Source organism: Streptomyces sp. NPDC005931 (assembly GCF_042871235.1).
In the GTDB taxonomy this organism is placed as follows: domain Bacteria; phylum Actinomycetota; class Actinomycetes; order Streptomycetales; family Streptomycetaceae; genus Streptomyces.
The window spans coordinates 35372-60052 of the sequence record NZ_JBIAIG010000017.1 but is presented as its reverse complement, the minus strand read 5'-3'; the positions used below and the strand labels follow the sequence as shown (position 1 = coordinate 60052).

At 72.1% G+C, this 24681-nt stretch carries 20 protein-coding genes; 3 read left to right on the top strand and 17 right to left on the bottom strand.

Going from position 1 to position 24681, the window contains the following annotated elements; translation table 11 throughout:
* Positions 1-56: 56 nt before the first annotated feature.
* The 4 genes from ACFYOV_RS29255 to ACFYOV_RS29240 all read right to left on the bottom strand — a co-directional run bounded on the left by ACFYOV_RS29255 (position 57) and on the right by ACFYOV_RS29240 (position 6051).
* The gene (locus ACFYOV_RS29255) at positions 57-2489 is read right to left on the bottom strand and encodes a [protein-PII] uridylyltransferase (protein WP_389092805.1); all 2433 of its coding nucleotides are present in this window, start codon (positions 2487-2489) and stop codon (positions 57-59) included.
* A gap of 44 nt (positions 2490-2533) precedes the next feature.
* The gene (locus ACFYOV_RS29250; RefSeq protein ID WP_102907163.1) at positions 2534-2872 is read right to left on the bottom strand and encodes a P-II family nitrogen regulator; all 339 of its coding nucleotides are present in this window, start codon (positions 2870-2872) and stop codon (positions 2534-2536) included.
* Positions 2869-4209 (bottom strand): ammonium transporter, encoded by a 1341-nt coding sequence (locus ACFYOV_RS29245; protein ID WP_389092662.1) that lies wholly within the window; start codon positions 4207-4209, stop codon positions 2869-2871. The genes ACFYOV_RS29250 and ACFYOV_RS29245 overlap by 4 nt, the downstream gene beginning before the upstream one ends.
* A gap of 351 nt (positions 4210-4560) precedes the next feature.
* Positions 4561-6051 carry a hypothetical protein gene (locus ACFYOV_RS29240; protein WP_389092659.1) on the bottom strand — a complete coding sequence of 497 codons (1491 nt, stop codon included), beginning with the start codon at positions 6049-6051 and terminating at the stop codon, positions 4561-4563.
* Positions 6052-6500: 449 nt separating this feature from the next.
* On the opposite strand from ACFYOV_RS29240, the gene ACFYOV_RS29235 reads away from it, so the two are divergent.
* Positions 6501-7190, top strand: a complete 690-nt coding sequence (locus ACFYOV_RS29235; protein WP_389092657.1) for a bifunctional DNA primase/polymerase — start codon at positions 6501-6503, stop codon at positions 7188-7190.
* A gap of 206 nt (positions 7191-7396) precedes the next feature.
* Here the strand turns inward: ACFYOV_RS29235 and ftsY are convergent, their stop codons facing one another.
* From ftsY to ACFYOV_RS29210, 5 genes are all read right to left on the bottom strand, one after another.
* Positions 7397-8599 (bottom strand): signal recognition particle-docking protein FtsY, encoded by a 1203-nt coding sequence (gene ftsY / locus ACFYOV_RS29230; protein ID WP_389092654.1) that lies wholly within the window; start codon positions 8597-8599, stop codon positions 7397-7399.
* A gap of 365 nt (positions 8600-8964) precedes the next feature.
* Positions 8965-10383 (bottom strand): sugar porter family MFS transporter, encoded by a 1419-nt coding sequence (locus ACFYOV_RS29225; RefSeq protein WP_389092652.1) that lies wholly within the window; start codon positions 10381-10383, stop codon positions 8965-8967.
* Positions 10384-10587: 204 nt separating this feature from the next.
* Positions 10588-14163: a chromosome segregation protein SMC gene (smc, locus tag ACFYOV_RS29220; protein ID WP_389092649.1), complete on the bottom strand. Its 3576-nt coding sequence runs from the start codon at positions 14161-14163 to the stop codon at positions 10588-10590.
* A gap of 252 nt (positions 14164-14415) precedes the next feature.
* A complete protein-coding gene (locus tag ACFYOV_RS29215) occupies positions 14416-14619 on the bottom strand; it encodes a hypothetical protein (protein WP_345583587.1) in 204 nt (67 codons plus the stop codon).
* Between the two features lie 379 nt (positions 14620-14998).
* Entirely contained in the window at positions 14999-15280 is a 282-nt protein-coding gene (locus ACFYOV_RS29210; protein ID WP_389092646.1) for an acylphosphatase, read from the bottom strand.
* Positions 15281-15441: 161 nt separating this feature from the next.
* Between ACFYOV_RS29210 and ACFYOV_RS29205 the strand changes: the two genes are divergently transcribed.
* Positions 15442-16689, top strand: coding sequence for a CAP domain-containing protein (locus ACFYOV_RS29205; protein WP_389092644.1), 1248 nt, complete (start codon positions 15442-15444; stop codon positions 16687-16689).
* A 79-nt stretch (positions 16690-16768) separates the two neighbouring features.
* The gene (locus tag ACFYOV_RS29200) at positions 16769-17170 is read left to right on the top strand and encodes a winged helix-turn-helix transcriptional regulator (RefSeq protein ID WP_389092641.1); all 402 of its coding nucleotides are present in this window, start codon (positions 16769-16771) and stop codon (positions 17168-17170) included.
* On the opposite strand, the gene mutM is transcribed toward ACFYOV_RS29200, so the two are convergent.
* The 8 genes from mutM to recG form a co-directional block, all read right to left on the bottom strand.
* Positions 17146-18003 carry a bifunctional DNA-formamidopyrimidine glycosylase/DNA-(apurinic or apyrimidinic site) lyase gene (gene mutM, locus ACFYOV_RS29195; protein ID WP_389092639.1) on the bottom strand — a complete coding sequence of 286 codons (858 nt, stop codon included), beginning with the start codon at positions 18001-18003 and terminating at the stop codon, positions 17146-17148. The genes ACFYOV_RS29200 and mutM overlap by 25 nt on opposite strands.
* Positions 18004-18146: 143 nt before the next feature.
* A complete protein-coding gene (gene rnc / locus ACFYOV_RS29190) occupies positions 18147-18986 on the bottom strand; it encodes a ribonuclease III (RefSeq protein WP_389092803.1) in 840 nt (279 codons plus the stop codon).
* Positions 18987-19005: 19 nt separating this feature from the next.
* The gene (gene rpmF / locus ACFYOV_RS29185; protein WP_007493396.1) at positions 19006-19179 is read right to left on the bottom strand and encodes a 50S ribosomal protein L32; all 174 of its coding nucleotides are present in this window, start codon (positions 19177-19179) and stop codon (positions 19006-19008) included.
* 2 nt (positions 19180-19181) lie between these two features.
* Complete coding sequence (locus ACFYOV_RS29180; protein WP_389092636.1) at positions 19182-19826, bottom strand: YceD family protein; 645 nt, start codon at positions 19824-19826, stop codon at positions 19182-19184.
* Positions 19827-19978: 152 nt separating this feature from the next.
* Positions 19979-21064, bottom strand: a complete 1086-nt coding sequence (locus ACFYOV_RS29175; RefSeq protein ID WP_389092635.1) for a cell division initiation protein — start codon at positions 21062-21064, stop codon at positions 19979-19981.
* Positions 21065-21205: 141 nt separating this feature from the next.
* Complete coding sequence (coaD, locus tag ACFYOV_RS29170) at positions 21206-21685, bottom strand: pantetheine-phosphate adenylyltransferase (protein WP_389092800.1); 480 nt, start codon at positions 21683-21685, stop codon at positions 21206-21208.
* Positions 21686-21711: 26 nt separating this feature from the next.
* Positions 21712-22299 carry a 16S rRNA (guanine(966)-N(2))-methyltransferase RsmD gene (gene rsmD, locus ACFYOV_RS29165; protein ID WP_389092632.1) on the bottom strand — a complete coding sequence of 196 codons (588 nt, stop codon included), beginning with the start codon at positions 22297-22299 and terminating at the stop codon, positions 21712-21714.
* 88 nt (positions 22300-22387) lie between these two features.
* Positions 22388-24622, bottom strand: a complete 2235-nt coding sequence (gene recG / locus ACFYOV_RS29160) for an ATP-dependent DNA helicase RecG (protein ID WP_389092630.1) — start codon at positions 24620-24622, stop codon at positions 22388-22390.
* Positions 24623-24681: the final 59 nt, after the last annotated feature.

Sequence of the window (24681 nt, the reverse complement as noted above, 5' to 3'; positions counted from 1 at the left end):
CGGGCTGGGAATCGCCCTCCAGGGTATCCCGGCTCCACAGGTCGCCGGGGGTGTCCTCACCCACGCAGGGTCTCCTCCAGTTTCCGCGCCACCGCGACCGCCTCCTCCGCGGGCAGCGGCGCGCCCTGCGGACCGGTGACGTAGAAGGCGTCCACGGCGTTGGCGCCGAGGGTGCTCACGTGGGCGCTGCGCATCCGCACGCCGGCGTCCTCCAGTGCCCGGCCGATGCGGAAGAGCAGGCCGGGGGCGTCCTGGGCACGGACCTCGATGACCGTGGCGAGGCGGGAGGCGGCCGGGGCGACGGTCACCCGGGGCGGGGGCGCGACCACGCCGCGCCGCCGGGGATAGGCGGCGTCGCGCTCGGCGAGGCGCCCGGCGACGTCCAGCGTGCCGTCGAGTGCCCGGACGAGGTCGGCGCGCAGCCGGGCGGCCTGCGGCAGGGAGCCGTACTCGGCGGCGACGCGCCAGTCGAGCAGCAGCACGGAGCCGTCGACGCCGTCGGGGAGGGTCATGGCCCGCAGCTCGGCGGTGCGCACGGTGAGCCGGTGCATGGCGAGCACCCCGGCCACCGCGGGCAGTACGCCCGGCTGGTCGGGGACGGCGATCAGCAGTTCCACGCCCAGCGGCTCGGGGTCGCCGGCCGGTTCCCGGTCGGCGGGCGGCTCGGTCTGGGCCCGCAGCGCCAGCACCGGGCCGCCCGTGGCGACCGCCTCGAGGGCGAGCCGTTCCTGCTCGGCGGTGGGCGCGGCGTCCTCGGGGTCGGCGGGCATGTCCCCGGAGAGGACCGCACCAACGCGTTTGACCAGGTCGGCGACCAGCGAGGCACGCCAGGACGACCATGCGGCCGGACCGGTGGCGAGGGCGTCCGCCTCGGTGAGGGCGTGCAGGAGTTCCAGGGTGCCCTGGGAGCCGACGGCGTCGGCGACCGCACGCACGGTGGCCGGGTCCTCCAGGTCACGCCGGGTGGCGGTGTCGACGAGCAGCAGGTGGTGGCGTACGAGGGTGGCGATCACGGTGACGTCGTGGCGGTCGAAGCCGATCCGGGTGGCCACGTCCTCGGCGATGACCTCCCCGGCCACCGAGTGGTCGCCGGGCCAGCCCTTGCCGATGTCGTGCAGCAGCGCGGCGACCAGCAGCAGGTCGGGGCGGCTGACCCGGCGGGTGAACTCGGAGGCGCGCACGGCGGTCTCGATGAGGTGCCGGTCGACGGTCCAGATGTGCACGGCGTTGCGCTGCGGCCGGCAGCGCACCCGCTCCCAGTCGGGCAGCAGCCGGGTGACCAGGCCCTCGGCCTCCAGCGCCTCCCACACCTCGACGGTGGGGCGCCCCGAGCCCAGCAGGGTGACGAGCTGTTCGCGGGCCTCGGCGGGCCAGGGGGTGGGCAGCGGGCGCGCGGTGGCGGCCAGGCGGCGTACGGCGTGCAGCGAGAGCGGCAGCCCGGCCTGGGCGGCGGCGGCCGCGGCGCGCAGGGGAAGCACGGGGTCGCGTTCGGGGCGCGCGGCGCGGGCGAGCACCACCTCGCCCTCCTGTTCCACGACGCCCTCGGCGAGCGGGGAGCGCTCGGCGGCCGGCCTGCCGCCCCCGAGCATGGCGCGCAGCCTCGGCCGCACGGCTCGCGACCGCAGGACGCGCCCCACCTCCCGCCAGGTGACGTCACCGGCGTAGGCGATGACCCGGGCTGCCTCGTACACCTGCCGCAGCAGCGCGTCCGCGTCGAGCAGGCCCAGTTCGGCCGCGACCTGGTCCTGTTCCTGGAGGGCGAGGCGGTCGGTCGCTCGGCCGGTGGTCAGGTGCAGGGCGTCCCGCACGTCGAGGAGTCGGCGGCGGGCGTCGGCGAGGCCCTCGCGCGGGGCGTCGGCGAGCCAGGAGGCGGCGACGGCGCGCAGGGCGGTGGCGTCGCGCAGTCCGCCGCGGGCCTCCTTGAGGTCGGGTTCCAGGAGGTACTGCAACTCGCCCTGGCGTTCGGCGCGTTCGGCGCACAGTTCCTGGAGTTCGGGGAGGCGTCTGGGTGCCTGGTTGCGCCAGTCGGCGAGGACGGTGGTGCGCAGGGAGGCGGTGAGTCCGAGGTCGCCGACGATGTGCCGGGCGTCGAGCAGCCCGAGCTGGACCTTGAGGTCCTCGCCCGCTGTCCTGCGGGCCTCGGCGGGGGTGCGCACGGAGTGGTCGAGCGCGAGGCCCAGGTCCCACACCGGGTACCAGAGCCGGTCGGCGAGGGCCGCGACGGCCCGGGGGTCGGTGCCGTCGTGCAGCAGCAGGAGGTCGAGGTCGCTGCGTGGGGAGAGTTCGCCGCGCCCGTAGCCGCCGACGGCGACCAGGGAGACCCCGCGCAGGTGCTCCGCGCCGGCGGCGAAGAGACCGGTGAGCCAGTCGTCGGTGAGGTCCGCGAGCGCGGCACGGCGCGGCGGCCCGGACCGCGCCTCCTCGGTGAGGAGGTGCAGCCGGGCCGCCGCGTAGCCGCCGGGTCCCGAGTCCTTCGCCTCGTCGTGCATGTCCGTACCCGTCACCCAGCGACTCCTGTTCCGTTGGCCTGTGGTCAGAGCGCGTCCGGGCCGCGCTCGCCGGTGCGGACCCGTACGGCCGTGTCGACCGGGATCGACCAGACCTTTCCGTCACCGATCTTGCCGGTGCGGGCCGCCTTGACGACGACCTCGATCAGCTGCTCGGCGTCGTCGTCCTCGACCAGCACCTCGATGCGGATCTTGGGCACCAGGTCGACGGTGTACTCGGCACCGCGGTAGACCTCGGTGTGGCCGCGCTGGCGGCCGTAGCCGCTGGCCTCGGTGACGGTCAGACCGTGTACTCCGAAGGCCTGGAGGGCCTCCTTGATCTCGTCCAGCCGGTGCGGCTTCACGACGGCGGTGATGAGCTTCATGCGTCCACCTTCTTGCTCTCGGCCGGGGCGACGGGGGCGGTGACGGCGGTGCGGGCCGCGCCGCCGCCGGCACCGCTGAAGTCGTATGCGGTCTCGGCGTGCTCGGCCTGGTCGATGCCGGCGACCTCGTCGTCCTCGGAGACTCGCATACCGATCGTCTTGTCGAGGAGGAAGGCGAGGATCGCGGAGACGACCAGGGAGTAGGCGAGGACACCGAAGACACCGGCGCACTGCTTCCAGAACTGCTCCAGGCCGCCGCCGTAGAAGAGGCCCTCGACCTTCGACTGACCCTTGCCGGTGGCGAGGAGGCCGACGAGCAGGGAGCCGAGGATGCCGCCCACGAGGTGGACGCCGACGACGTCGAGGGAGTCGTCGTAGCCGAGCTTGTACTTGAGGCCGACGGCCATGGCGCACACCACGCCGGCGATGAGGCCGAGGGCGATCGCGCCGAGCGGGGAGACCGCGCCGCCCGCCGGGGTGATGGCGACCAGACCCGCGACCGCGCCGGAGGCGGCGCCCAGCGTGGTGAACGCGCCGTGACGGATCTTCTCGTAGGCGAGCCAGCCGAGGACGGCGGCGGCGGTGGCGACCTGGGTGTTGACGAACATCAGCGCGCCGACGCCGTCGTCGTTGCCCAGCCACGATCCGGCGTTGAAGCCGAACCAGCCGAACCACAGCAGCCCGGCGCCGAGCATGACCAGCGGGAGGCTGTGCGGGCGCATCGGGTCCTTCTTGAACCCGATGCGCTTGCCGATGACCAGGATCACGCCGAGTGCCGCGGCGCCCGCGTTGATGTGGACGGCCGTACCGCCGGCGAAGTCGATGACGCCCATCTCGAAGGCCCAGCCGCCGGTGCCCCAGACCCAGTGCGCGACCGGGAAGTACACGACGGTGGCCCACAGGGCGACGAACAGCGCCCACGCGGTGAACTTCACGCGGTCCGCGAGCGCGCCGCTGATCAGGGCGGGCGTGATGATCGCGAACATCAGCTGGAACACCAGGAAGACGAAGACCGGGATGGTGTAGCCGGGCCACAGTTCGGTCAGCCCGATGTCGCCGAGTCCGACCCAGTCGGAGTTCCAGCCGACGACACTGCCGGAGTCGTCGCCGAACGCCATGGAGAAGCCGTACAGCACCCACAGGACGGTGACGATCCCCAGACTGATGAAACTCATCATCAGCATGTTCAGGGTGCTCTTGACGCGGACCATGCCTCCGTAGAAGAAGGCCAGGCCCGGGGTCATGAGCATCACCAGGGCGGAACAGATGAGCATGAACCCTGTGTTGGCGGCAGACAGCGTGGGCGCCTCTGCGGCCAGGGTGATGGCTGGTGCCATCGGCGTCTCCTCGTCGTTGGTACGGCCCCGTGCGGGCGAAGCCTTGAGCGGATTGAGGGGTGGGCCGGTTATGCGCCATGAGATTGGCGCAGCGCCGTTTCGGTGGAAGCCCCTCGTTGTTTCGCCGCCGTGACGAAGGGACCCGGCGTGTTACGGGTCGATGAACTGCCGGATGCGGGCCGCGCCGATCGTTATCGTGGCGCAACCTTCGGTGGTACGGCCCTGCGGCCGCCGCCGGGGGAGACAAGGAGCCGGCCGCGGTCGGCCTTCCGATGACCTGGCATGGGGGAGCCGAGTCGGGCAGTTCGGGAGGGCCGGCCGCGGCCGGGGTCTACCGGTGGGGCGGGGGTGTCAGACCGCCTCCGCGCTCTCGGGGAGCTCGACGGCGAGCCGCTCGGTGAGGTCCACGATCTCGGCGAGGTCCCCGAACTCGCGCACGGCCGTGTCGACCGTCTTTCGGATACGAGTGTTCACACGCTCCGAGCGGACCTTCTTGGCCGCCTTGATGGCGTCGATGGCGAAGACAGCGCCCTGTTCCGGCTCCCGCTGGAGCAGATGCACGGTGGCCATGCCGATCAGGTTGAGCGCGTACGAGCGCTGGTGCCGGCCGGCCTCCTCGGCGAACAGCTCCACGGCCCGGTTCATCAACGGCTCGGCGAGGGAGGCGTAGGTGGGGCTGCGGCCGGCGACGTAGGCCAGGTCGCGGAAGGAGTGGGAGTTCTCGCCGTACAGCTCGGCCTCGGAGAAGAACCGGATCCAGTCGGGGTCCGGCTCGTCCCACTCGTCGGCCTCGGCGAAGGTGTCCTCGGCCATCCGGACCGCCCGCTTGCACCGGCCGGGCTGGCCCATGTTGGCGTAGGCGCGGGCCTCCATCGCATACAGCATCGACTGGGTGCGCGGGCTCGCGCAGTCCCGGCTTCCGTACTGGGCGAGGTGGATCAGTTCCAGGGCGTCCTCGGGCCGTCCGAGGTGGATCATCTGCCGGCTCATGCTGGAGAGGACGTACGACCCGAGCGGCCGGTCACCGGCCTCCTTGGCGGCGTGCAGGGCCAGTACGAAGTACTTCTGCGCGGTGGGCTGGAGCCCGACGTCGTACGACATCCAGCCGGCCAGCTCGGCCAGTTCGGCGGCGACCTTGAACAGCCGCCGGGTGGTGGCCTCGGGCTGGGGTTCCTGGAGCAGGTCGGTCACCTCGTGGAGCTGGCCGACGACCGCCTTGCGGCGCAGGCCGCCGCCGCACTGGGCGTCCCACTGCCGGAACATCACGGTGGTGGTCTCCAGCAGGTCCAGCTCCGGCTTGGACAGCCGGCCGCGGGCGTGCCCGGTCGAGGGCTCCGGCTCGGAGGCGGTCTGCGGGGCGGACGGGGTGGGGACGAGCCAGCGCTGCATGGGCTCGATGAGGGACGGGCCCGCGGAGAGGGCCAGCGAGCTCCCGAGGAAGCCGCGCCGCGCCAGCATCAGGTCGCTGCGCGAGAACTCGCTGAGCAGGGCCACGGTCTGCGGACCCGTCCAGGGCAGGTCGACGCCGGTCGCGGAGGGTGACGGACGGGCGGTGCGCAGTCCGAGGTCCTCGATGGAGACGACGACGCCGAAGCGTTCGGAGAACAGCTCGGACAGGATCCGGGGGATCGGCTCGCGGGGGTTCTCGCCGTCCAGCCAGCGACGGACGCGCGAGGTGTCCGTGGAGATGTGATTGGCGCCCAACTGGCGTGCTCTGCGGTTGACTTGGCGGGCGAGCTCGCCCTTGGACCAGCCGCTGCGGACGAACCAGGAGGCGAGCAGCTCGTTCGGGCGTTTCTCCGCACTCGCAGCGCTCGTCCCGCCACCGCCGTTGCCGCTCACTGGAACGCCCCCATCCCTGAAGACCACTTGCCGCCGAGTGCGCCAAGCCCTATCAGAATGCCGGTCCTCGAGGCCGCCCGTCCGGCGGTTGCCACCCTTCGAACGGAAAGCCGGGTTGCCTCCGGCATACCCACAAGTGCACGCGCCTCAAGAGGTCGTGCACACACCGTAATCCTACGATCACCCGTCCAGCCATGGCGAATGCGCAATCGCCACCATTCGCCACCCCTTCGAATGAACTCACGGTGGCCTCCGCACGATTCACTTGACACGGGACAGCCAAGAGTGGGTGCGGCGATGCACGCAGGGGCGCACTGCGCCAGGCACACCACCTTGGGCGCTTCCACGCGCTGAACTGACGGGAGCGACACGGGGGAAGCCCGGAAGCAGAGAGTCACGTTGTGCGTTCGTTGCGTAACCACCGGTGCGTCGGACCCGTTGGAGGGGGCATGGGCTTCACGATCGGCAACAGTCGGGGCATGCGCGACATCCGGTCCGGCTCCCGTCGCCGGGGCCGCTCGCCGGAGGGCACCGCCGTGGCGGAGTACACCGGGCTGTGGGGCTGGGACGTGGTGCCGGGTGCCCGGGCCGCCGGGGGCGTCTGCTCCTGCGGTCTGGCCGACTGTCGGGCTCCGGGCGCGCATCAGCTGGACTTCGCACCGGAGATCCGCGCGGGGGCGCCGCTGGACGAGGTGACCGAGATCTGGGGCGAGTTCCCCGGAGCCACCATGATGCTGCCGGTCGGGCGGGCGTTCGACGTGATCGAGGTGACCGAGCCCGCCGGGTGCCACGCGCTGGCCCGGCTGGAGCGCATGGGCCTGCCCGTCGGCCCCGTCACCGCCACTCCGGACGGCCGCGCCCACTTCCTCGTCGCCCCCGGCGCCGCGACCGCCCTGCCCGAGCTGCTCTACCGCATGGGGTGGGACGACCCGGCCGCCCTCGACCTGCGCGGCCTCGGCCCGGGTGCGTACATCACGGCGCCCCCGTCCGACCGGGGCGGACTCGGCCCCGTGCGGTGGCTGCGCTCCCCCGCCCTCGACTCCGCGTCCTGGCTGCCGGAGGCGCGCCTGCTGCTGGGCACCCTGGCATACGTGGCCCACCGGTCCCGGATCCGGGCCGAGCGCCGGACGCGGGTGTAGCCCGCGGGAGGTCCCGCCCCCGCGCGGCGCCCTTCACCCACCGTGCCTACGCGTCCGGTCGACCGCTCCCGCACCGCGGGACCCGGACACGGCGAAGCGCCCGTCCCCCGGTCGGTCGGGGGCGGGCGCTTCCTCGCGTGCGGCCGGGGCGTCGGTCGGATCGGCCGGCCGTGCGCCTCGGGGTGTCAGTCCCCGAGCCTCGGGTGTCACTCCCCGATGAGCGCGTCCACGAACGCCTCGGGCTCGAACGGCGCCAGGTCGTCGGCACCCTCTCCGAGACCGATCAGCTTGACCGGGACGCCCAGCTCACGCTGGACGGCGATGACGATGCCGCCCTTGGCCGTGCCGTCCAGCTTGGTCAGCACGATGCCGGTGATGTCGACGACCTCGGCGAAGACCCGGGCCTGGACGAGGCCGTTCTGACCGGTGGTGGCGTCGAGCACGAGGAGCACCTCGTCCAGCGGGGCGTGCTTCTCCACCACGCGCTTGACCTTGCCGAGCTCGTCCATGAGCCCGGTCTTGGTGTGCAGCCGGCCGGCGGTGTCGATGAGCACGACGTCCGCGGCCATCTCCTTGCCCTCCTTGACCGCGTCGAACGCGACGGAGGCCGGGTCGCCGCCCTCGGGTCCGCGCACGGTGTGGGCGCCGACCCGCTCGCCCCAGGTCTGGAGCTGGTCGGCGGCGGCCGCCCGGAAGGTGTCGGCGGCACCGAGGACGACGGTGTTGCCGTCGGCCACCAGGACCCGGGCGAGCTTGCCGGTGGTGGTGGTCTTGCCGGTGCCGTTGACGCCGACGACCATCACGATGCCGGGACCGCCGGTGGCGTTATCGGTGCGCACGGTGCGGTCCATCGTCGGGCCGACCAGGGTGACCAGCTCCTCGCGGAGCAGCCCGCGCAGTTCCTCGGGGGTGCGGGTGCCGAGCACCTTCACACGCTCGCGCAGCCGCTCGACCAGCTCCTGGGTGGGCTGGACACCTACGTCGGCGGTGAGCAGCGTGTCCTCGATCTCCTCCCAGGTGTCCTCGTCGAGGTGCTCGCGGGAGAGCAGGGTGAGCAGGCCCTTGCCCAGGGCGTTCTGCGAGCGGGAGAGCCGGGCGCGCAGCCGGACCAGGCGGCCGGCGGTGGGCTCCGGAATCTCGATCGGAGGAGCCTCGACGGTGGGGGGCTCCTCGATGACGACGGGGGGCCCGCCGCCTGGAAGATCAACCTCCTCGATGGTGCGCCGCGGTTCCTCCCGCGGCGTCTCGGCCTCGTCGCCGACGTGCGGCTCGGCCGGAGGGGCGGTGATGTCGGGCGCGGCGGGCGGCGGCGGAGGCAGCGGCTTCTTGCGCCGGCTGCCGACGATGAGCCCGCCGAGCGCGCCAAGCACGACCACGGCGATGACTACAGCAAGGATGACGATGTCCATAACGCGTCCAGTATCGGCCATGGGCACCCCCGTGGCCCCGGTGGTGACGCCGCGGCGCGGACCGTGGCGCGCGGCGCCGGGAGTCCGGCGGGCCGGCGTCCCACCGGTCGGGAGTCCGGCCGGCCGGCGTCTCACCGGTCCGGGGCCGGCGGGCCGACGTCGTACCGGTCCGGGGCCGGCGGCGGGCGCGCCCGGCGAGGAGGGCCGGCTTCGGGCGCGCCCGGGGCGAGGAGGGCCGGCGGCGGACCGGTGGCGCCGGGACACCGCCGCCCCGGCCCGGGCGGTGGCCAGGTCGGGGCGGCGGTGGTGTCACGGGGGGAGGGGCAGCGGGGACTTGGCCCCTCCCCCCGGGCCGGTGCGGGTGGTCAGCCCATCTCCTCCAGCGCCTTGCCCTTCGTCTCCTTGACGAACCTGAGGACGAACGGGATCGAGAGCGCGGCGGAGACCGTGTAGATCACGTAGGTGACGGACAGGTTCCAGTCGGCCAGCGAGGGGAAGCTCGCGGTGATGGCCCAGTTGGCGATCCATTGCGCGGCGGCGGCCACGCCCAGGGCGGCGGCACGGATCCGGTTGGGGAACATCTCGCCGAGCATGACCCAGACGACCACGCCCCAGGACAGGGCGAAGAAGAGGACGAACACGTGGGCGGCGACCAGGGCGACCCAGCCCTGGGTCTCGGGGAGCTTGCCGTCGACGAGGTCGAAGGAGAACGCCCAGGCCTCCAGCGCGAGGCCGATCACCATGCCGACGGAGCCGATGATGGCCAGCGGCCTGCGGCCGATGCGGTCGACGAAGATCATCGCAATGACGGTGCCGACGATGTTGATGATCGACGTGGTGAAGGAGTAGAAGAACGAGTCGGTCGGGTCGACACCGACGGACTGCCACAGCGTCGAGGAGTAGTAGAACGCGACGTTGATGCCGACGAACTGCTGGAACACCGACAGGCCGATACCGATCCAGACGATCGGCTTGAAGAAGAAGCTGCCGCCGAGCAGGTCCTTGAAGCTGGACTTCTCCTCGCGGTGCATCGCCGACTCGATCTCGGTGACGCGGGCGTCCAGGTCGGTGTCCTTGCCCTCGACCTCCGCGAGGATCTGCCGGGCACGCTCGTGCTTGCCGACGGAGATGAGGTAGCGGGGGGACTCGGGGATGGCGAAGGAGAGCAGGCCGTAGAGGACGGCGGGGACCACCATGACGCCGAGCATCAGCTGCCAGGCCTCCAGGCCCATCACCTCGCCACGCTGGTCGCCGTCGGCGGCGTTGAGGATGCCCCAGTTGACCAGCTGCGAGACGGCGATGCCGACGACGATCGCCGCCTGCTGGAAGGCGCCGAGCCGGCCGCGGTAGGCGGGCGGGGCCACCTCGGCGATGTAGGCGGGGCCGATGACGGAGGCCATGCCGATGGCGAAGCCGCCGACGACGCGCCAGAAGGCGAGGTCGTACAGGGAGAAGGGGAGCGCGGAGCCGACGGCGCTGACGGTGAAGAGGACCGCGGCGATCTGCATGCACCGGATACGGCCGATGCGGTCGGCTATGCGGCCGGCGGTGGCGGCGCCGACGGCGCAGCCGATCAGGGCGATGGCGATGACCTGCGCCAGGGCTGCGGAGCCGATGTCGTAGCGGTCGCGGACTGCCTCGACGGCGCCGTTGATCACGGAACTGTCGTAGCCGAACAGGAAACCGCCCATCGCGGCCGCGGCCGCGATGAAGACGACGTGCCCGAGATGATCGGGACGAGCCGTCCCGGCTCCGGACTTCTGTGCCTGCGCTGTGCTGGTCACGTGTACTCCTCGGGCCACCGGCAACGTCGCCGGACGGGGGGTCAGCCCTTCGAGGTCCACCTGAAGGTACCTGAAGGTAAAAGCAACGCTGCAGAGACTATTCCTTCAATTCTTGAAGTCAATAGGCCGACGTGTGTGACTTTCGCACCGCACGAGGGCACGTGAGGACACGGATCGTTCAGGACTTGAAGATTCTGTGGCGTACTAGCGCAGACGCTGACTGATGACCTTCGACACACCGTCGCCCTGCATGGAGACGCCGTAGAGCGCGTCGGCGACCTCCATGGTGCGCTTCTGGTGGGTGATCACGATCAGCTGGGAGGCCTCCTGCAGCTCCTGCATGATCCGGATGAGCCGCTGGAGGTTGGTGTCGTCGAGGGCGGCCTCGACCTCGTCCATGACGTAGAACGGACTGGGCCGCGCCTTGAAGATCGACACAAGCAGCGCCACGGCGGTCAGCGAGCGCTCCCCGCCCGACAGCAGCGACAGTCGCTTGACCTTCTTGCCCGGCGGGCGGGCCTCGACGTCCACGCCCGTGGTGAGCATGTTGTCGGGGTCGGTCAGCACGAGGCGTCCCTCACCGCCGGGGAAGAGGCGGGAGAAGACGCCCTCGAACTCCCGGGCCGTGTCCCGGTAGGCCTCGGTGAAGACCTGCTCGACCCGCTCGTCGACCTCCTTGACGACCTGGAGCAGGTCCGCGCGGGTCTTCTTCAGGTCTTCGAGCTGCTCGCTGAGGAACTGGTGGCGTTCCTCCAGCGCGGCGAACTCCTCCAGCGCCAGCGGGTTCACCTTGCCGAGCTGCTGGTACGCGCGCTCGGCGGCCTTCAGCCGCTTCTCCTGGTCGGCCCGCACGAAGGGACGGGGCCGGTTGCGCGGGTGCTCCGGATCCTCCGGCAGCTGCTCGCCCTCGGCGGGGGGCGAGGGCGGCACGAGCTGGTGCGGGCCGTACTCCGCCACCAGCCCGGCCGGTTCGACACCCAGTTCCTCCAGCGCCTTGGTCTCCAGCTGCTCGATCCGCAGCCGCTTCTCGGCGCCGAGTACCTCGCCGCGGTGGACCGAATCCGTCAACTTGTCGAGTTCCGCCTTGAGATCGCGCCCCTCGGTACGGGCCCGGGCGAGTTCCCGCTCGCTGTGGGCCTTGGCCGCATCGGCGGCGGTGCGCTCCTCGTCGGCGCGGGCCAGAGAGACCTCCACGTGCGCGAGCAGTTGCCGGGCGCCGGAGGCGACGGCCTCGGCGACGGCGGCCTCGTGGCGCAGCCGGGCCCGCCGCTGCTCGGCACGCGCGCGTGCCTCCCGTTCCGCGCGGGCGGCCCGGTCCAGGGAGTCGGCCCGTCCGGCGAGCCCCTTGACCCGCTCCTCGTGCGTGCGCACCTGGAGCCGGGCCTCCATCTCGGTCTGCCGCGCGTTGGCCCCGTCGGCGGCGAGCCGGTCGCGCACGGAGGTGTCGGGCTCCTCCGCCCCACCCTCTCCGAAAAGGGCACTCTCCTCGGCGACGGCCAGGCGTTCCGCCAGTTCCTCGACGTCGGCGAGCGCCTGGTCGAGGGCCTCCTGGGCACGGGTCGCGGCGGCACCGGCCCGCTCGGCCTCCCCGGCGGCTCCGCGCGCCTGCCCGGCGAGCCGACCGAGCTGCTGGGCGACGGCGGACTTCTCCCGGTCGGCGGCCCGGCGCCGCTCTCCGAGTTCCTCCACGAGGGCGGCGGCTTCCCCGCGCCGTTCCGCCGCCGTGCGCTGCCGCTGTGCCAGCACCTCGCAGCGGGCGGCCAGCTCCTCCAGTTCGGCGGCCGCCTCGTCCACGGACGCCTGCACCTCCAGCAGACTCGGTGCCCCGGCCGACCCGCCCTGCGCGAAGTGCGCGCCCAGCAGATCGCCCTCCGCGGTCACGGCGGTCAGCTCGGGCCGCGCGTACACCAGCTCCTCGGCGTCCTCCAGGGTGCCGACGACGACGATCCCGCGCAGCAGCCGCCGCACGGCGGGCATCAGTTCGGCGGGTCCACGCACGAGGTCGGCGGCGTACGGGGGGTCGTGCGGCCCGCGCGGACCGTCGGCGGCGGTGTCGTCGGGGGCGCCCGCCAGGAGCACGGCCGCGCGGCCCGCGTCCTGTTTGCGCAGGAGGCGGATGGCGTCGGCGGCGGCCGACGGGCTGGTCACGGCGAGGGCGTCGGCGGCGGCACCGAAGGCCGCGGCGACGGCGACCTCGTGGCCCGGGGCCACGCCGAGCAGTTCGGCGGCGGGGCCGAGCAGCCCGGTGAGCCGGTCCTTCGCGGAGAGCAGCGCTCCGGTGCCGTCCTTGCGGCGCAGGCCCAGGGCGAGGGCGTCGTGGCGGGCCTGTGTCGCGGCGCGTTCGCGCTCGGCGGCGGTGACGGCCTCACGCGCGGCGGTGAGGTCGGCCTCGGCCTCGGCGAGCCGCCGTCTGGCGTCCTCGTGCCGCTCGGCGAGTTCCGCGTCCCCGGCGTCGAGCCCGTCGACCTCCGCCTTGAGCGCCTCGTACTCCTCCTGGGCGGCGACGGCCCGCTCCCGGGCCTCGTCGCGGGCGGCGGCCAGGCGCTCGATCTCGGCCTGGGCGGCGGACGCGCGGGAACGGGCGGCGCCCACCTGCCCCTTGAGCCGGGCCAGTTCCTCGCGCCGGTGGGCGATGGCACGGGCGGCGTCCCTCAGGCGCCGTTCCTCCTGGGCGAGTTCGCGTTCGAGTTCCGCGCGGTGGGCGACCGTGTCCTCCAGGGCACGCTCGGCCGCCTCCAGGGCCGCCTCGAGCTCTGCCTCCTGCTCGCGGATGCGCGCGGCCTCGCGCTCCAGGTCCTCGGGGTCCCGGCCGCGCCGCTCGTCCACCGGCGTCGAGGTGGCGCTCTTCACGCGCGCGTCGGCCAGCGAGATCGTGCCGCGCACCCGCTCGGCGAGCTGGGAGAGCTCGTACCAGGTCTGCTGGGCGCCCTGCAGGCGCGGGGTGAGCCGGCGCACGTCGTCCTCGAGCAGGGCCTCGCGCTGGAGGGCCTTGCGCAGTTCCTGCTCGGCGGCCTCCTTGCGTTCCTTCAGGGCGGCCTCGTCGGCGATCTCGGCCTGGAGCGCCTCCTTCAGGCGTACCAGGTCGTCGGCGAGCAGGCGCAGCCGGGCGTCGCGCAGGTCGGCCTGGATGACTGCGGCGCGGCGGGCCACCGCGGCCTGCCGCCCGAGCGGCTTGAGCTGGCGGCGCAGCTCGTCGGTGAGGTCCTGCACACGCGCGAGGTTGGCCTGCATCGCGTCCAGCTTCCGCAGCGCCTTCTCCTTGCGCTTGCGGTGCTTGAGGACACCGGCCGCCTCCTCGATGAAGGCGCGGCGGCCCATGGGGTCGGCGTGCAGCACGGAGTCGAGCTGGCCCTGGCCGACGATGACGTGCATCTCGCGGCCGATGCCGGAGTCGGAGAGCAGTTCCTGGATGTCGAGCAGACGGCAGGTGTCGCCGTTGATCTGGTACTCGCTGCCGCCGTTGCGGAACATGATCCGCGTGATGGTGACCTCGGAGTACTCGATGGGCAGCGCCCCGTCGGAGTTGTCGATGGTCAGTGACACCTCGGCGCGGCCCAGCGGCGGGCGTCCGGTGGTGCCGGCGAAGATGACGTCCTCCATCTTGCCGCCGCGCAGGGACTTGGCGCCCTGCTCGCCCATGACCCAGCTCAGCGCGTCCACGACATTGGACTTGCCCGAGCCGTTCGGACCGACGACGCACGTGATGCCGGGCTCGAACCGGAGCGTGGTCGCGGAGGCGAACGACTTGAAGCCGCGGAGGGTCAGGGCCTTGAGGTGCACGCCGCCGGACTCTACCCGCCGGGGATGTCTCACTCCATGAACGTGCGGTTTCGCCGGTGAACGCGAAGGGCAGACCAGACGTTGAAGACGGTGAAAGGATGCGCGGGGCAGGGAGCGCGCGGGGGCGCGGGGCGGGCCGACGAGAGGAAGCAAGAAAGAAGGGACGCCGAGGCGTCCCTTGCACTTCTGACCACTTGGCGGTTGTGACGGGCGGCCCAACCACTGCTGTGCTGTTGTGGAGCGGTGCAGTGATCAGGTCAGCGCAGGCTCCGCCTGGTGTGCGTCAACGCTCTCCATGATCCTGTCCTGAGAAGCGGCAGCCGTGAGCGCTTCGTTCTCCGCCTGGATCCGTACGAGCTCGGATTCCAGGTCCTGGACGCGCTGCTGGAGCCGTCGCATCTCGGCGAGGAGTCGAGGGTCGGAGCCGCCGACGTAACCGAGAAGCGCCTTTGCCATGATGGATGGTCCTCCACACTGAGTGACCGACCGATGCGGTGTGGGTCGTGAGGGATTCGCACCCGCGGTTGCTTGGCAGGCCTGGAGTTGTGCTGCCGTTCAGCCATGCCAAACAGCTAAGGTGCGCGGGGCTTTCAGCGTCTCACCAAAAAGTTTGAGGGTCAACACGATCACGCCCCGTATTGGGGGACAACCGGTTGCGCACGGCCAGGAAACGGCGGTGCCGCGACTTCCGCGGGTCCTCGGGACGTGGCGATCATCTTTGCGGGTGGAGCATGCGGGGGCAAGCCCCTCTCGTCAATCACCAGGAGTTTTTCCGCGACAGGGGTACCCGGCGGCGGCCCGTCGGGGGTCGGCGGGACGTCTCGGGGCCGCGGGATCAGCGGACGGCGAAGCCCTCGTAGCCGCCCCGGGGTGTGTCCCAGATCTCGGTGACCCCGTCCACGTGTCCGGGCGTGTCGCCGCCCTGGAGCCACTCCAGGAGCCCTTCGCAGCGTTCCCGGGAGCCCTCGGCGACGACTTGGACCCGTCCGTCGCCCAGATTGAGAGCAAAGCCACGCAGGCCGCCGATCTCCAGTGCCTTGGCTCGCGTGAACCAGCGGAAACCCACGCCCTGGACGCGTCCGCGCACCCAGGCGACCAGTCGTACATCGTCGCTCATGACTGCAACCTAACCGGACAATGTCACTCGGGACACTTCCTCCCCTGGCGCCATGCGGTACCGTCCCCACCCATGAATCTCATATGAAACTCACTCGATCGTGTGAGTTTCGTGTTGATGGTGAGGACGAGTCGACCGCAAGGAACGAGGAAGGCCAGGACATGGGACGCCACCGACGCTCCGCCGCCGGCCGCGCCGCCACGGGCCGCGCCACGGGGGTCACTCAACACGACGGCTTCTCCGCAGGCGGCCGCGACCCGCTGGGCGCCCACACGGGAGACAGGCCCACGATGGGCATCGCACCGTATCTGAACCCGGAGGCGTACGCCGAGACGTACGCCCGGAGCGAGGCGTACCTCTACGCCACGGACGGCGACCGCTCCGAGGCCGGCGAGACCGCCGTGCCCGCCGGGGACGGTTTCCGGGACACCGGGTTCGACAGCGGATTCGGCGGGTTCCGGGACAGCGGGTTCCGGGACAGCGGTTTCAAGGACGTCGGCTTCCGTGACGCGGGGTTCGGCGCCGGCCCTGCGGACGACGGCTACTCCCCCGACGGCGGGGCCCCGCGCTCCGGCGGGCACCGGCGCCGGAAGAAGAAGGCCGCCACTCCGGTCCGCACGGGTCTGCTCGGCGTCTCCGCCGCGGTGGCCCTCGGTACGGTCGCGGTGGCCACGGGCACCGTGCCCGGCCTCGAGAACTACAGGCTGGGCGGCGGCAGCGGCGCCGGCGACACGGTGGAGGCCGCCGACACGCCGACCAACTCGGCGAGCGAGCAGGGCGGCACCTCCGGCAGCCTGGAGAGCCCGGGCCGGGACGCCGGTGCCCCGGCCAGCCGCGACGCCGAGCGCTCCACCTCGCCCGAGCCCTCCCCCTCGGCCTCCTCCGCGGCGCCCACCACGACACCGGAGCAGAAGGAGCCGACGGCGCCCCCGAGCGAGAAGGAGCCGGAGCGGCAGGCGCCGCCCCGCAAGGCCGCGCCGGAGAAGCCGGAGAAGGCCGAGCAGCCCGAGGCGCCCGTCACGGTGTCGGCGGAGGCGGCGGCCGGCGCCCAGGTGCTCAGGCTCGTCAACGAGGAGCGGGCCAAGGCGGGCTGCAGTCCCGTCGCCGCCAACAGCGCGCTGACCGATCTGGCCGCATCCTTCAGCGAGGACATGGCCCGGCGCGGCTTCTTCGACCACACCGACCCCGACGGCGACACGCCGTGGGACCGGGCGAAGCGGGCCGGGATAACCGGCCTCGGCGGCGAGAACATCGCCCGCGGGCAGGCCGACGCCGAGGCCGTCGTTCAGGCCTGGATGAACAGCCCGGGCCACCGGGCGAACATACTGAACTGCGACTTCAAGACGCTGGGCGTCGGTGTGCACTTCGGGTCGGGCGGCCCGTGGTGGACGCAGAACTTCGGTTACTGACCTCGAACGACGACCAAGGGCGCTAACTTTCCGTTAGCGCCCTCTGCCGGTAAGCGCTGCGTCGGCGTAGGCTGGGTCCATGACGACCACGCAGCGGCGGCCGGAGGAGAAGGACGTCCTCCCCTACAACGTGTTCGCCAAGGCGTGTCCCTCACGCGGCACGCTGGAGCACGTCACGGGCCGCTGGGGCTCGCTCACGCTCGGCGCCCTGTACGAGGGTTCGCTGCGGTTCAACGAGCTGCGCCGCCGCGTCGACGGAGTAAGCGAGAAGATGCTCTCCCAGACCCTGCACGCGCTGGAGCGGGACGGTCTGGTGCACCGCGAGGCGCAGCCCACCAACCCGCCCCGCGTCGACTACGAGCTCACCCCGCTCGGCCACGAGGTCGCGCGGCGGCTGCTGTCCCTCATCCACTTCCTGGAGGGCAGCATGGACGCCGTGCTCGAGGCGCGTGGGCGCTACGACACCCGCGGCGCCCGCTGACACCTCGGGCAGAAGTAGCTGGAGCGGTTCATCCACGGCCGGCGGCGCATCGGCGTGCCGCAGCGGCGGCAGGGCAGTCCCTCGCGGCCGTAGGCGTCCAGGGAGCGGTCGAAGTAGCCCGACTCGCCGTTGACGTTGACGTACAGGCTGTCGAAGCTGGTGCCACCCACCGCGAGGGCGGCGTTCATCACGTCCCGGACGTGGCCCAGCAGGAGCAGGGTGCGTGGCCGGGTGAAGCCGGCCGTCGGGCGCTCGTAGTGGATGCGGGCGCGCCACAGCGCCTCGTCCGCGTAGATGTTGCCGACCCCGCTGATCAGGGACTGGTCCAGCAGCGCCCGCTTGATGGTGGTGCGCTTGCGGCGCAGCGCCCGGTGGAAGGCGTCCTCGTCGAACAGCGGGTCGAGCGGGTCCCGGGCGATGTGCGCGATGACGTCGGGCAGGCCCTCGGGGGTGGTGTCGTGCAGCGAGAGGCCGCCGAACGTGCGCTGGTCGACGAAGCGCAGTTCCGTGGCCAGGTCGTCGGTGAAGCGGATCCGGATGCGCAGGTGCCTCTCGTCCGGTGCCGAGTGGGGCTGTACCAGCAGCTGACCGCTCATGCCGAGGTGGGCCAGGATCGACTGGCCGGTGTCCTCCAGGGGGAGCCACAGGTACTTGCCGCGGCGGCGCGGGACGCCGATGCGGTGGTCCTTGAGGCGGTGGGCGAAGTCGTCGGCACCGGCGAGGTGGCGGCGCACCGCGCGCGGGTGCAGCACCTCGGCCTCGGCGACCGTGCGGTGGGCGACCCACCGTTCGAGTCCGCGCCGTACGACCTCGACCTCGGGCAGTTCGGGCATGGGCTCCCCCTGGGGACCGCTGACGACCGTGGTACGCGCGTCGAGCGCCCGCCCCCTGGTGCGGGGGCGGACGCTCGGTCACGCTGTTCGTGCTCGCGCGCCGGGCGCACACGCCGACGCGTGCGCGGCCTTCGCTGCGCTCCTCAGGCCGAGGCCGTCGGTGCGTCGGCGCTCCGTTCGGCGGATACGGCGGGTCCCGCGGCATGGGCGGACTCGGCCGCCTGGACGACCTGCTCGGCCTCCGCCGCCGCCTTGGCCCGCTCGTCCGCCGCGGCCCTGATGGACCGCCACGCGGATTCCGCGGCCTGCTGCTCCGCCTCCTTCTTGCTGCGGCCGGTGCCGGTGCCGTACGAGACGCCTCCGACGCGGGCGGCAGCAGTGAAGGTCTTCTCGTGGTCGGGGCCGGTCTCCGTGACCAGGTACTCGGGGACGCCGAGTCCTTCGGTCGCGGTGAGCTCCTGGAGGCTGGTCTTCCAGTCCAGGCCGGCACCGAGGTTGGAGGACTTCTCGATGAGCGGGTCGAACAGGCGGTGCACCAGCTCCGCCGCCGAGTCCAGGCCCTGGTCGAGATAGACCGCGCCGATCACCGCTTCGAGGGTGTCGGCGAGGATGGATGCCTTGTCCCGGCCGCCCGTGCCTTCTTCACCGCGGCCCAGCCGGATGAAGGAACCCAGGTCGAGCCCGCGGCCCACCTCCGCCAGCGCACGAGAGTTGACCACCGCGGCCCGCAGCTTGGCCAGCTGGCCCTCGGGCAGGTCGGGGTGGGTGCGGTACAGCGTGTCCGTGACGACGAGGCCGAGCACGGAGTCCCCGAGGAACTCCAGCCGCTCGTTCGTCGGCAGACCGCCGTTCTCGTACGCGTAGGAACGGTGGGTCAGCGCTCGCACCAGAAGGGCGGACTCGACCTTGTAGCCGAGCCGCCCTTCCAGAAGCGTGTGGGACGAGGCCTGCTGGTCCGCAGAGTTTTTCTTCGGCGTGGACACAGTGCCTCTCACCAGCCGCTCAGACCTCGAGGACCTGGCGCTTGTTGTAGGTGCCGCAAGACGGGCACGCGATGTGCTGCAGCTTGGGCTCGTGGCAGCGCTCGCACGCAACCAGGGTGGGGACCGCAGCCTTCCACTGCGACCGGCGGTGGCGCGTGTTGCTGCGCGACATCTTCCGCTTCGGAACAGCCACGGCTACTTCTCCTGCTTCTCGTCGACGCCCGGTTCGGCGCCGCTCATCTCGTCCTTATCACCGGGTTCGAGCGAACCGGCGATTCCCTGCAGTGCCGCCCAACGGATGTCGACGGCGTCGTGGTGGTGGTCCGGGTCGTCCGCCAGCCGCACTCCGCACTCGGAGCACAGACCCGGGCAGTCTTCCTGGCACACCGGCTGCATCGGCAGTGCGAGCACCACCGCATCGCGCAGCACGGGCTCGAGGTCGAACAGGCCGTCCTCGACGAAGAGCCTGTCCTCGTCTTCCTCGGCGTCGTCGGCCGGTTCCGCCTTGGGGCGGCCCCGGTCGTCGGCGTCAGGGTACGAGAACATCTCCTGGAAGTCCGCTTCGAGATCCAGCTCGAGCGGCTCCAGACACCTTACGCACTCCCCCTCGGCCCGCGCACGGGCGGTGCCGGTGACGAGCACACCCTCCATGACCGACTCGAGCCGGAGTTCGAGCTCCACCGGGGCGCCTTCCGGCACTCCGATGACGTCCTTGAGACCGAGGTCCCTCGGGGCGTCGACCGTGCGGTTCAGGCGCTGGAGCGCGCCCGGACGCCGCCCCAGCTCGTGTGTGTCGAACACGAGAGGGTTGCGGTGGTCGAGGCGGGCGTTCGGTGCCATTCCTGCTGTCGGTCCTTGAGCTTGAGGGGACGCCGCCCACCGGTGTTCCAGGGCAGCGCTGATCGCGGAGGTACACACGACCGAAGAGCCAGGATACTGGACCTTTCACCGTCGGCCCAATCGGCTCCCCCGCCCGGTGCCCCGGCCCGGGGTCAGCCGTTGCCGCGGCCCTGTTCGTAGGCCCGCAGCTGCTCGGCGCTGATCATGCTGGTGTCGAAGAGGCTGGTCTCGTCCAGGGCGGGCGGGGCCTGCTGCGGGACGTAACCCTGCTGCCCGGCCTGTGCCGTGCCCTGGTCGGTCCGGTCGTACGACGGCTGCTGCGCCTCGTAGCCCTGGTACGCGGCGTACGCGTCGGCGGTCTGCTGGTAGCCGTAAGGGTCCTGCTGACCGCCGTACTGCTGCTGGTAGCCGCCGTAGGGGTCGGACGGCCCGGCCTGCTGGGCATAGCCGTAGGCCGGCTGCTGCGGGGCGTAGTCCGGCTGCGACCGGGGCGGCTGTGCGGGCTGCTGGGCCGGGGTGTCCGCGATGGAGGCCAGGTCGGCGAGGTAGTCGGCGTCGCTGGAGTGCTGGAGGGTGGTGAGATCGTCGGCGAGGGCGCCGAGGTCGTCGGTGGCGATGCGGCCGTGCAGCTTCTGGCGGCCCCGGCCGACGGCCTCCAGGGTCTTGGCGAGGACCGCCTCGAAGGCGCCCAGCTTGACGTCGACGTACTCGTCGGCGGTGCGGCGCAGGGTCTCCGGGTCGTGGCTGCGCTCGGGGGCGTCCTCGTCCTCGTAGCCCTGCTCGTCGACGCCGGGTCCGGTGCCGAGCAGCTTCTCGCGGCCGCGGCCGACGGAGCCGAGGGTCTTGGTGAGGACGACCTCGAAGTTGGCGAGCTTGGAGTCGACGTAGTCGTCGGCCTCGGCGCGGATCTCCTCGGCCTCCTTGCGGGCCTCGGCGAGGATCCGGTCGGCCTCGGCCTGGGAGCGGCGGGCGATCTCGGTGCCGGAGATCAGGGAGCCGCGCTCGGCGTGCGCGCTCTCGATGATCCGTTCGGCCTCCCGGCGGGCCTCCTCGACCATCTGCTCACGGTCGCCGATGAGTTCGCGTGCCTGCGCCAGGGAATCGGGCAGCGCCGCGCGCACCTCTTCGAGCATCGCGAGCAGTTCGGCGCGGTTGATCACGCACGAGGCCGACATGGGCATGGCCCGGGCACTGGAGACCGCTGCGACGATCTCGTCGAGCTTCTTCTGCACGTCCACCGTGTGCTCGCCACTCTCTACAGCTGTGTTGGAGACGGACGTGACGACTGTACGGCCCTGGGGCGGCCGGGGGGACACCGACGGGTGGATCGCCGGCCCCGGTACCGCTGCCGGGCCGCCCGGGGATGCCGCCCGGTCCCCTCAGTCCCGGCGCAGCCGCTCGGTGAGGGCCGTCAGGACCTCGGCCGGCACCAGGTGGGAGACGTCGCCGCCCCAGGCCGCGACCTCCTTCACCAGGGAGGAGGACAGGAAGCTGTAGGTGGGGTTGGTCGGCACGAAGAGCGTTTCGACGCCGGTCAGGCCGTTGTTCATCTGCGCCATCTGCAGCTCGTAGTCGAAGTCGCTGACCGCGCGCAGGCCCTTGACGATGGCCGGGATGTCGCGTTCCTTGCAGAAGTCGACGAGCAGGCCGTGGAAGGCCTCGACGCGGACGTTGGCGTACTCGGCGGTGACCCGGCGGATCAGGTCGATCCGCTCCTCGATCTCGAACAGGCCCTTCTTGGCCTGGTTGATCATCACCGCGACGTACACCTCGTCGTACAGCCTGGAGGCGCGGGCGATGATGTCGAGGTGTCCGTTGGTGATCGGGTCGAACGACCCGGGACAGACGGCGCGGCGCACTAGTGATCCCTCGCTCTCCGGTCCGGTCATCGTGCGTCTTCGCACGTTGAGGCGGCGCGACCGTACCAAAACGTTCCCTCGCCGTAGCGGCGGGCCCGGATCGGTTCGAAACCGGGTGGCCACCCGAACTCCCCGCCTCTGGTGCTGCGCTCCACGGTGACGAGCGCTTGCTCAGCGAGCCAGCCTTCCGAGCGGAGTGTGAGCAGAATCTCGCGAAGATCGTCGTCGGAGACGGCGTACGGGGGATCCAGGAAGACGATGTCGTACGGCTGTTGCGGTGCGGCCGCGCGGATGATCTGCTCCGCTTTGCCCGACCTCACCTCGGCGCCGGGCAGGCCGAGCGCCCGGACGTTGTCGCGGACCGTGCGCACGGCCCGGTGGTCGGCCTCCACGAGCAGGGTGTGCCCGGCGCCCCGGGACAGGGCCTCCAGGCCGACGGCTCCGGAACCGGCATACAGGTCGAGCACGCGCTCTCCGTCGAGCGGGCCGCCGAGGAGGGCCTGCCAGGTGGAGAACAGGCCCTCGCGCGCCCGGTCCGACGTGGGGCGGGTGCCGTTGCCCGGCGGAACGGCCAGGCGGCGTCCGCCGGCCCGGCCGGCGATCACGCGGGTCATGTCCTTCGGGTCCTTGTCGCTGTGTGCTCGGGTGGTGACGGTTCCAGTCTGGCAGCAGCGGCGGTCGCCGCGCCCTCTCACCCCCTGCTCACCCCTTGTCCAGGTACTGCTCCCGCTCCTCGTCCAGCAGGGCCTCCAGGGCGGTGCGCAGTCCGGGCAGGCGCTCCAGCTCCGGGTCGGCGGCGACCACGGCCGCCGCCTCCTCACGGGCCTGGGCGATGATCTCCTCGTCGTCGATGACGGCGAGCATGCGCAGGCTGGAGCGGGTGCCGGACTGGGCCTGCCCCAGCACGTCGCCCTCCCGGCGCTGTTCGAGGTCGATGCGGGACAGCTCGAAGCCGTCCAGGGTGGAGGCGACCGCGTCGAGCCGCTGGCGGGCCGCGCTCGCCTCGGGCAACTCGGTGACCAGCAGACACAGGCCGGGGGCCGAGCCGCGACCGACGCGGCCGCGCAGCTGGTGGAGCTGGGAGACACCGAAGCGGTCGGCGTCCATGACCACCACGGCGGTGGCGTTGGGCACGTTGACGCCGACCTCGATGACGGTCGTGGCGACCAGGACGTCGGTCTCGCCGGCGGCGAAGCGGCGCATGACGGCGTCCTTGTCGTCGGGCTGCATCCGCCCGTGCAGCACCTCGACCCGCAGGCCGCCGAGCGGCCCCTTGGCGAGCTGGTCCGCGACGTCGAGCACCGCGAGGGGCGGGCGCCGGTCGGCCTCGTCCTCGGCCGGGGCGGACTTCTTCCGGTTCGCCGCCTTGGGGTCGTCCTCCTCGTCGCCGATGCGCGGGCAGACCACGTACGCCTGGTGGCCGTTCTCGACCTCCTCGCGGACCCGTTCCCAGGCGCGGGCCAGGAAGTGGGGCTTGTCGGCGGCCGGGACGACATGGCTGGCGATGGGTGAGCGGCCGGCCGGGAGCTGGTCCAGGACGGAGGTCTCCAGGTCGCCGAAGACGGTCATGGCGACGGTGCGCGGGATGGGCGTGGCCGTCATGACCAGCAGGTGCGGGGGCTGCTTCCCCTTGCCGCGCAGGGCGTCGCGCTGCTCGACGCCGAAGCGGTGCTGTTCGTCCACGACGACCAGGCCGAGGTCGTGGAACCGGACCTTGTCCTCGATGAGCGCGTGGGTGCCGATGACGATGCCGGCCTCGCCGGTGGCCAGGTCGAGGAGGGCGTGGCGGCGGGCGGCGGCGCCCATGGAGCCGGTGAGCAGCACCACCTTGGTGGCGTTCTCCGCACCCGAGAGCATGCCACCCTCGGCCAGCTCGCCCATCATCTCGGTGATGGAGCGGTGGTGCTGCTGGGCGAGCACCTCGGTGGGCGCGAGCAGGGCGGCCTGCCCCCCGGCGTCGACGACGGCGAGCATGGCGCGCAGGGCGACCAGCGTCTTGCCGCTGCCGACCTCGCCCTGGAGCAGCCGGTGCATCGGGTGTTCGGTGGCGAGGTCGTCGAAGATCTCCTTGGAGACCTTGCGCTGGCCCTCCGTGAGGGTGAAGGGAAGGCGCTCGTCGAAGGCGGCGAGGATGCCGTCCGGACCCGGCCGCCGGGCGACGGCGGGGAGTTGGGCGTCGGCCCGCCGACGACGGGCGAGGGCGACCTGGAGGACGAACGCCTCGTCCCACTTCAGGCGGGCGCGGGCGTCCTCGATGTCCGCCTTGGTGTGCGGGCGGTGGATCTTGAGCAGCGCCTCCGGGAGGGAGACCAGGCCGCGGCCCTCGCGCAGGGACGGAGGAAGGGGGTCGACGGCTTCCCGGGCACTGGGCAGCACCGTCTGGATCGCCTTGGCGATCTTCCAGGACTCCAGCTTGGCGGTGGCCGGGTAGAGCGGGATCAGCGCGCCCGCCCAGCTCTCCACCGTCTCCAGCGCCCCGTCGCCGTCACCCCGCAGCAACTCGTAGGCGGGGTGGGCGAGCTGCAGACGCCGGTTGAACACGGAGACCTTGCCCGCGAACATCGCGCGGGTGCCCGGCAGCAGCTCCTTGTGGGGCTTGTGGACACCGGCGCCGAAGAAGACCAGCTGGAGGCGGCCGCTGCCGTCCGTGATGGTCACCTCCAGGCGCTGTCCCTTGCCGCGCGGCGCCCTGCTGGAGGCGAAGGTGTGCAGCCGGGCGTCGGCGACCTGGGCGACCACCGTGACGTGCTCGTCCATGGGGAGGTCGGCGAGGTGGGTGAGCTGGCCGCGCTCCTCGTACCTGCGCGGGTAGTGGTGGAGCAGGTCGCCGACGGTGTGCAGGCCGAGGTGCTCGGCCATCACCTTCGCGGTGGCGGGGCCGAGCACCGACTTCAGCGGTTGGCGCAGGGGTTCTCGCAGTGCGGGCACGAGATCCATTGCACACCACGGCACTGACAATGCGGGGACACCGGGGTGCAAAGTGCCGTATACGTCTT

Excerpts from the sequence above, each read along its gene's own strand:
- ACFYOV_RS29255 (WP_389092805.1), bottom strand. The coding sequence starts at position 2,489 with ATGCACGACGAGGCGAAGGACTCGGGACCCGGCGGCTACGCGGCGGCC.
- ACFYOV_RS29250 (WP_102907163.1), bottom strand. The coding sequence starts at position 2,872 with ATGAAGCTCATCACCGCCGTCGTGAAGCCGCACCGGCTGGACGAGATC.
- ACFYOV_RS29245 (WP_389092662.1), bottom strand. The coding sequence starts at position 4,209 with ATGGCACCAGCCATCACCCTGGCCGCAGAGGCGCCCACGCTGTCTGCC.
- ACFYOV_RS29235 (WP_389092657.1), top strand. The coding sequence starts at position 6,501 with ATGGGCTTCACGATCGGCAACAGTCGGGGCATGCGCGACATCCGGTCC.
- ftsY (WP_389092654.1), bottom strand. The coding sequence starts at position 8,599 with ATGGACATCGTCATCCTTGCTGTAGTCATCGCCGTGGTCGTGCTTGGC.
- ACFYOV_RS29215 (WP_345583587.1), bottom strand. The coding sequence starts at position 14,619 with ATGGCAAAGGCGCTTCTCGGTTACGTCGGCGGCTCCGACCCTCGACTC.
- ACFYOV_RS29210 (WP_389092646.1), bottom strand. The coding sequence starts at position 15,280 with ATGAGCGACGATGTACGACTGGTCGCCTGGGTGCGCGGACGCGTCCAG.
- ACFYOV_RS29205 (WP_389092644.1), top strand. The coding sequence starts at position 15,442 with ATGGGACGCCACCGACGCTCCGCCGCCGGCCGCGCCGCCACGGGCCGC.
- ACFYOV_RS29200 (WP_389092641.1), top strand. The coding sequence starts at position 16,769 with ATGACGACCACGCAGCGGCGGCCGGAGGAGAAGGACGTCCTCCCCTAC.
- mutM (WP_389092639.1), bottom strand. The coding sequence starts at position 18,003 with ATGCCCGAACTGCCCGAGGTCGAGGTCGTACGGCGCGGACTCGAACGG.
- ACFYOV_RS29180 (WP_389092636.1), bottom strand. The coding sequence starts at position 19,826 with ATGGCACCGAACGCCCGCCTCGACCACCGCAACCCTCTCGTGTTCGAC.
- rsmD (WP_389092632.1), bottom strand. The coding sequence starts at position 22,299 with ATGACCCGCGTGATCGCCGGCCGGGCCGGCGGACGCCGCCTGGCCGTT.
- recG (WP_389092630.1), bottom strand. The coding sequence starts at position 24,622 with ATGGATCTCGTGCCCGCACTGCGAGAACCCCTGCGCCAACCGCTGAAG.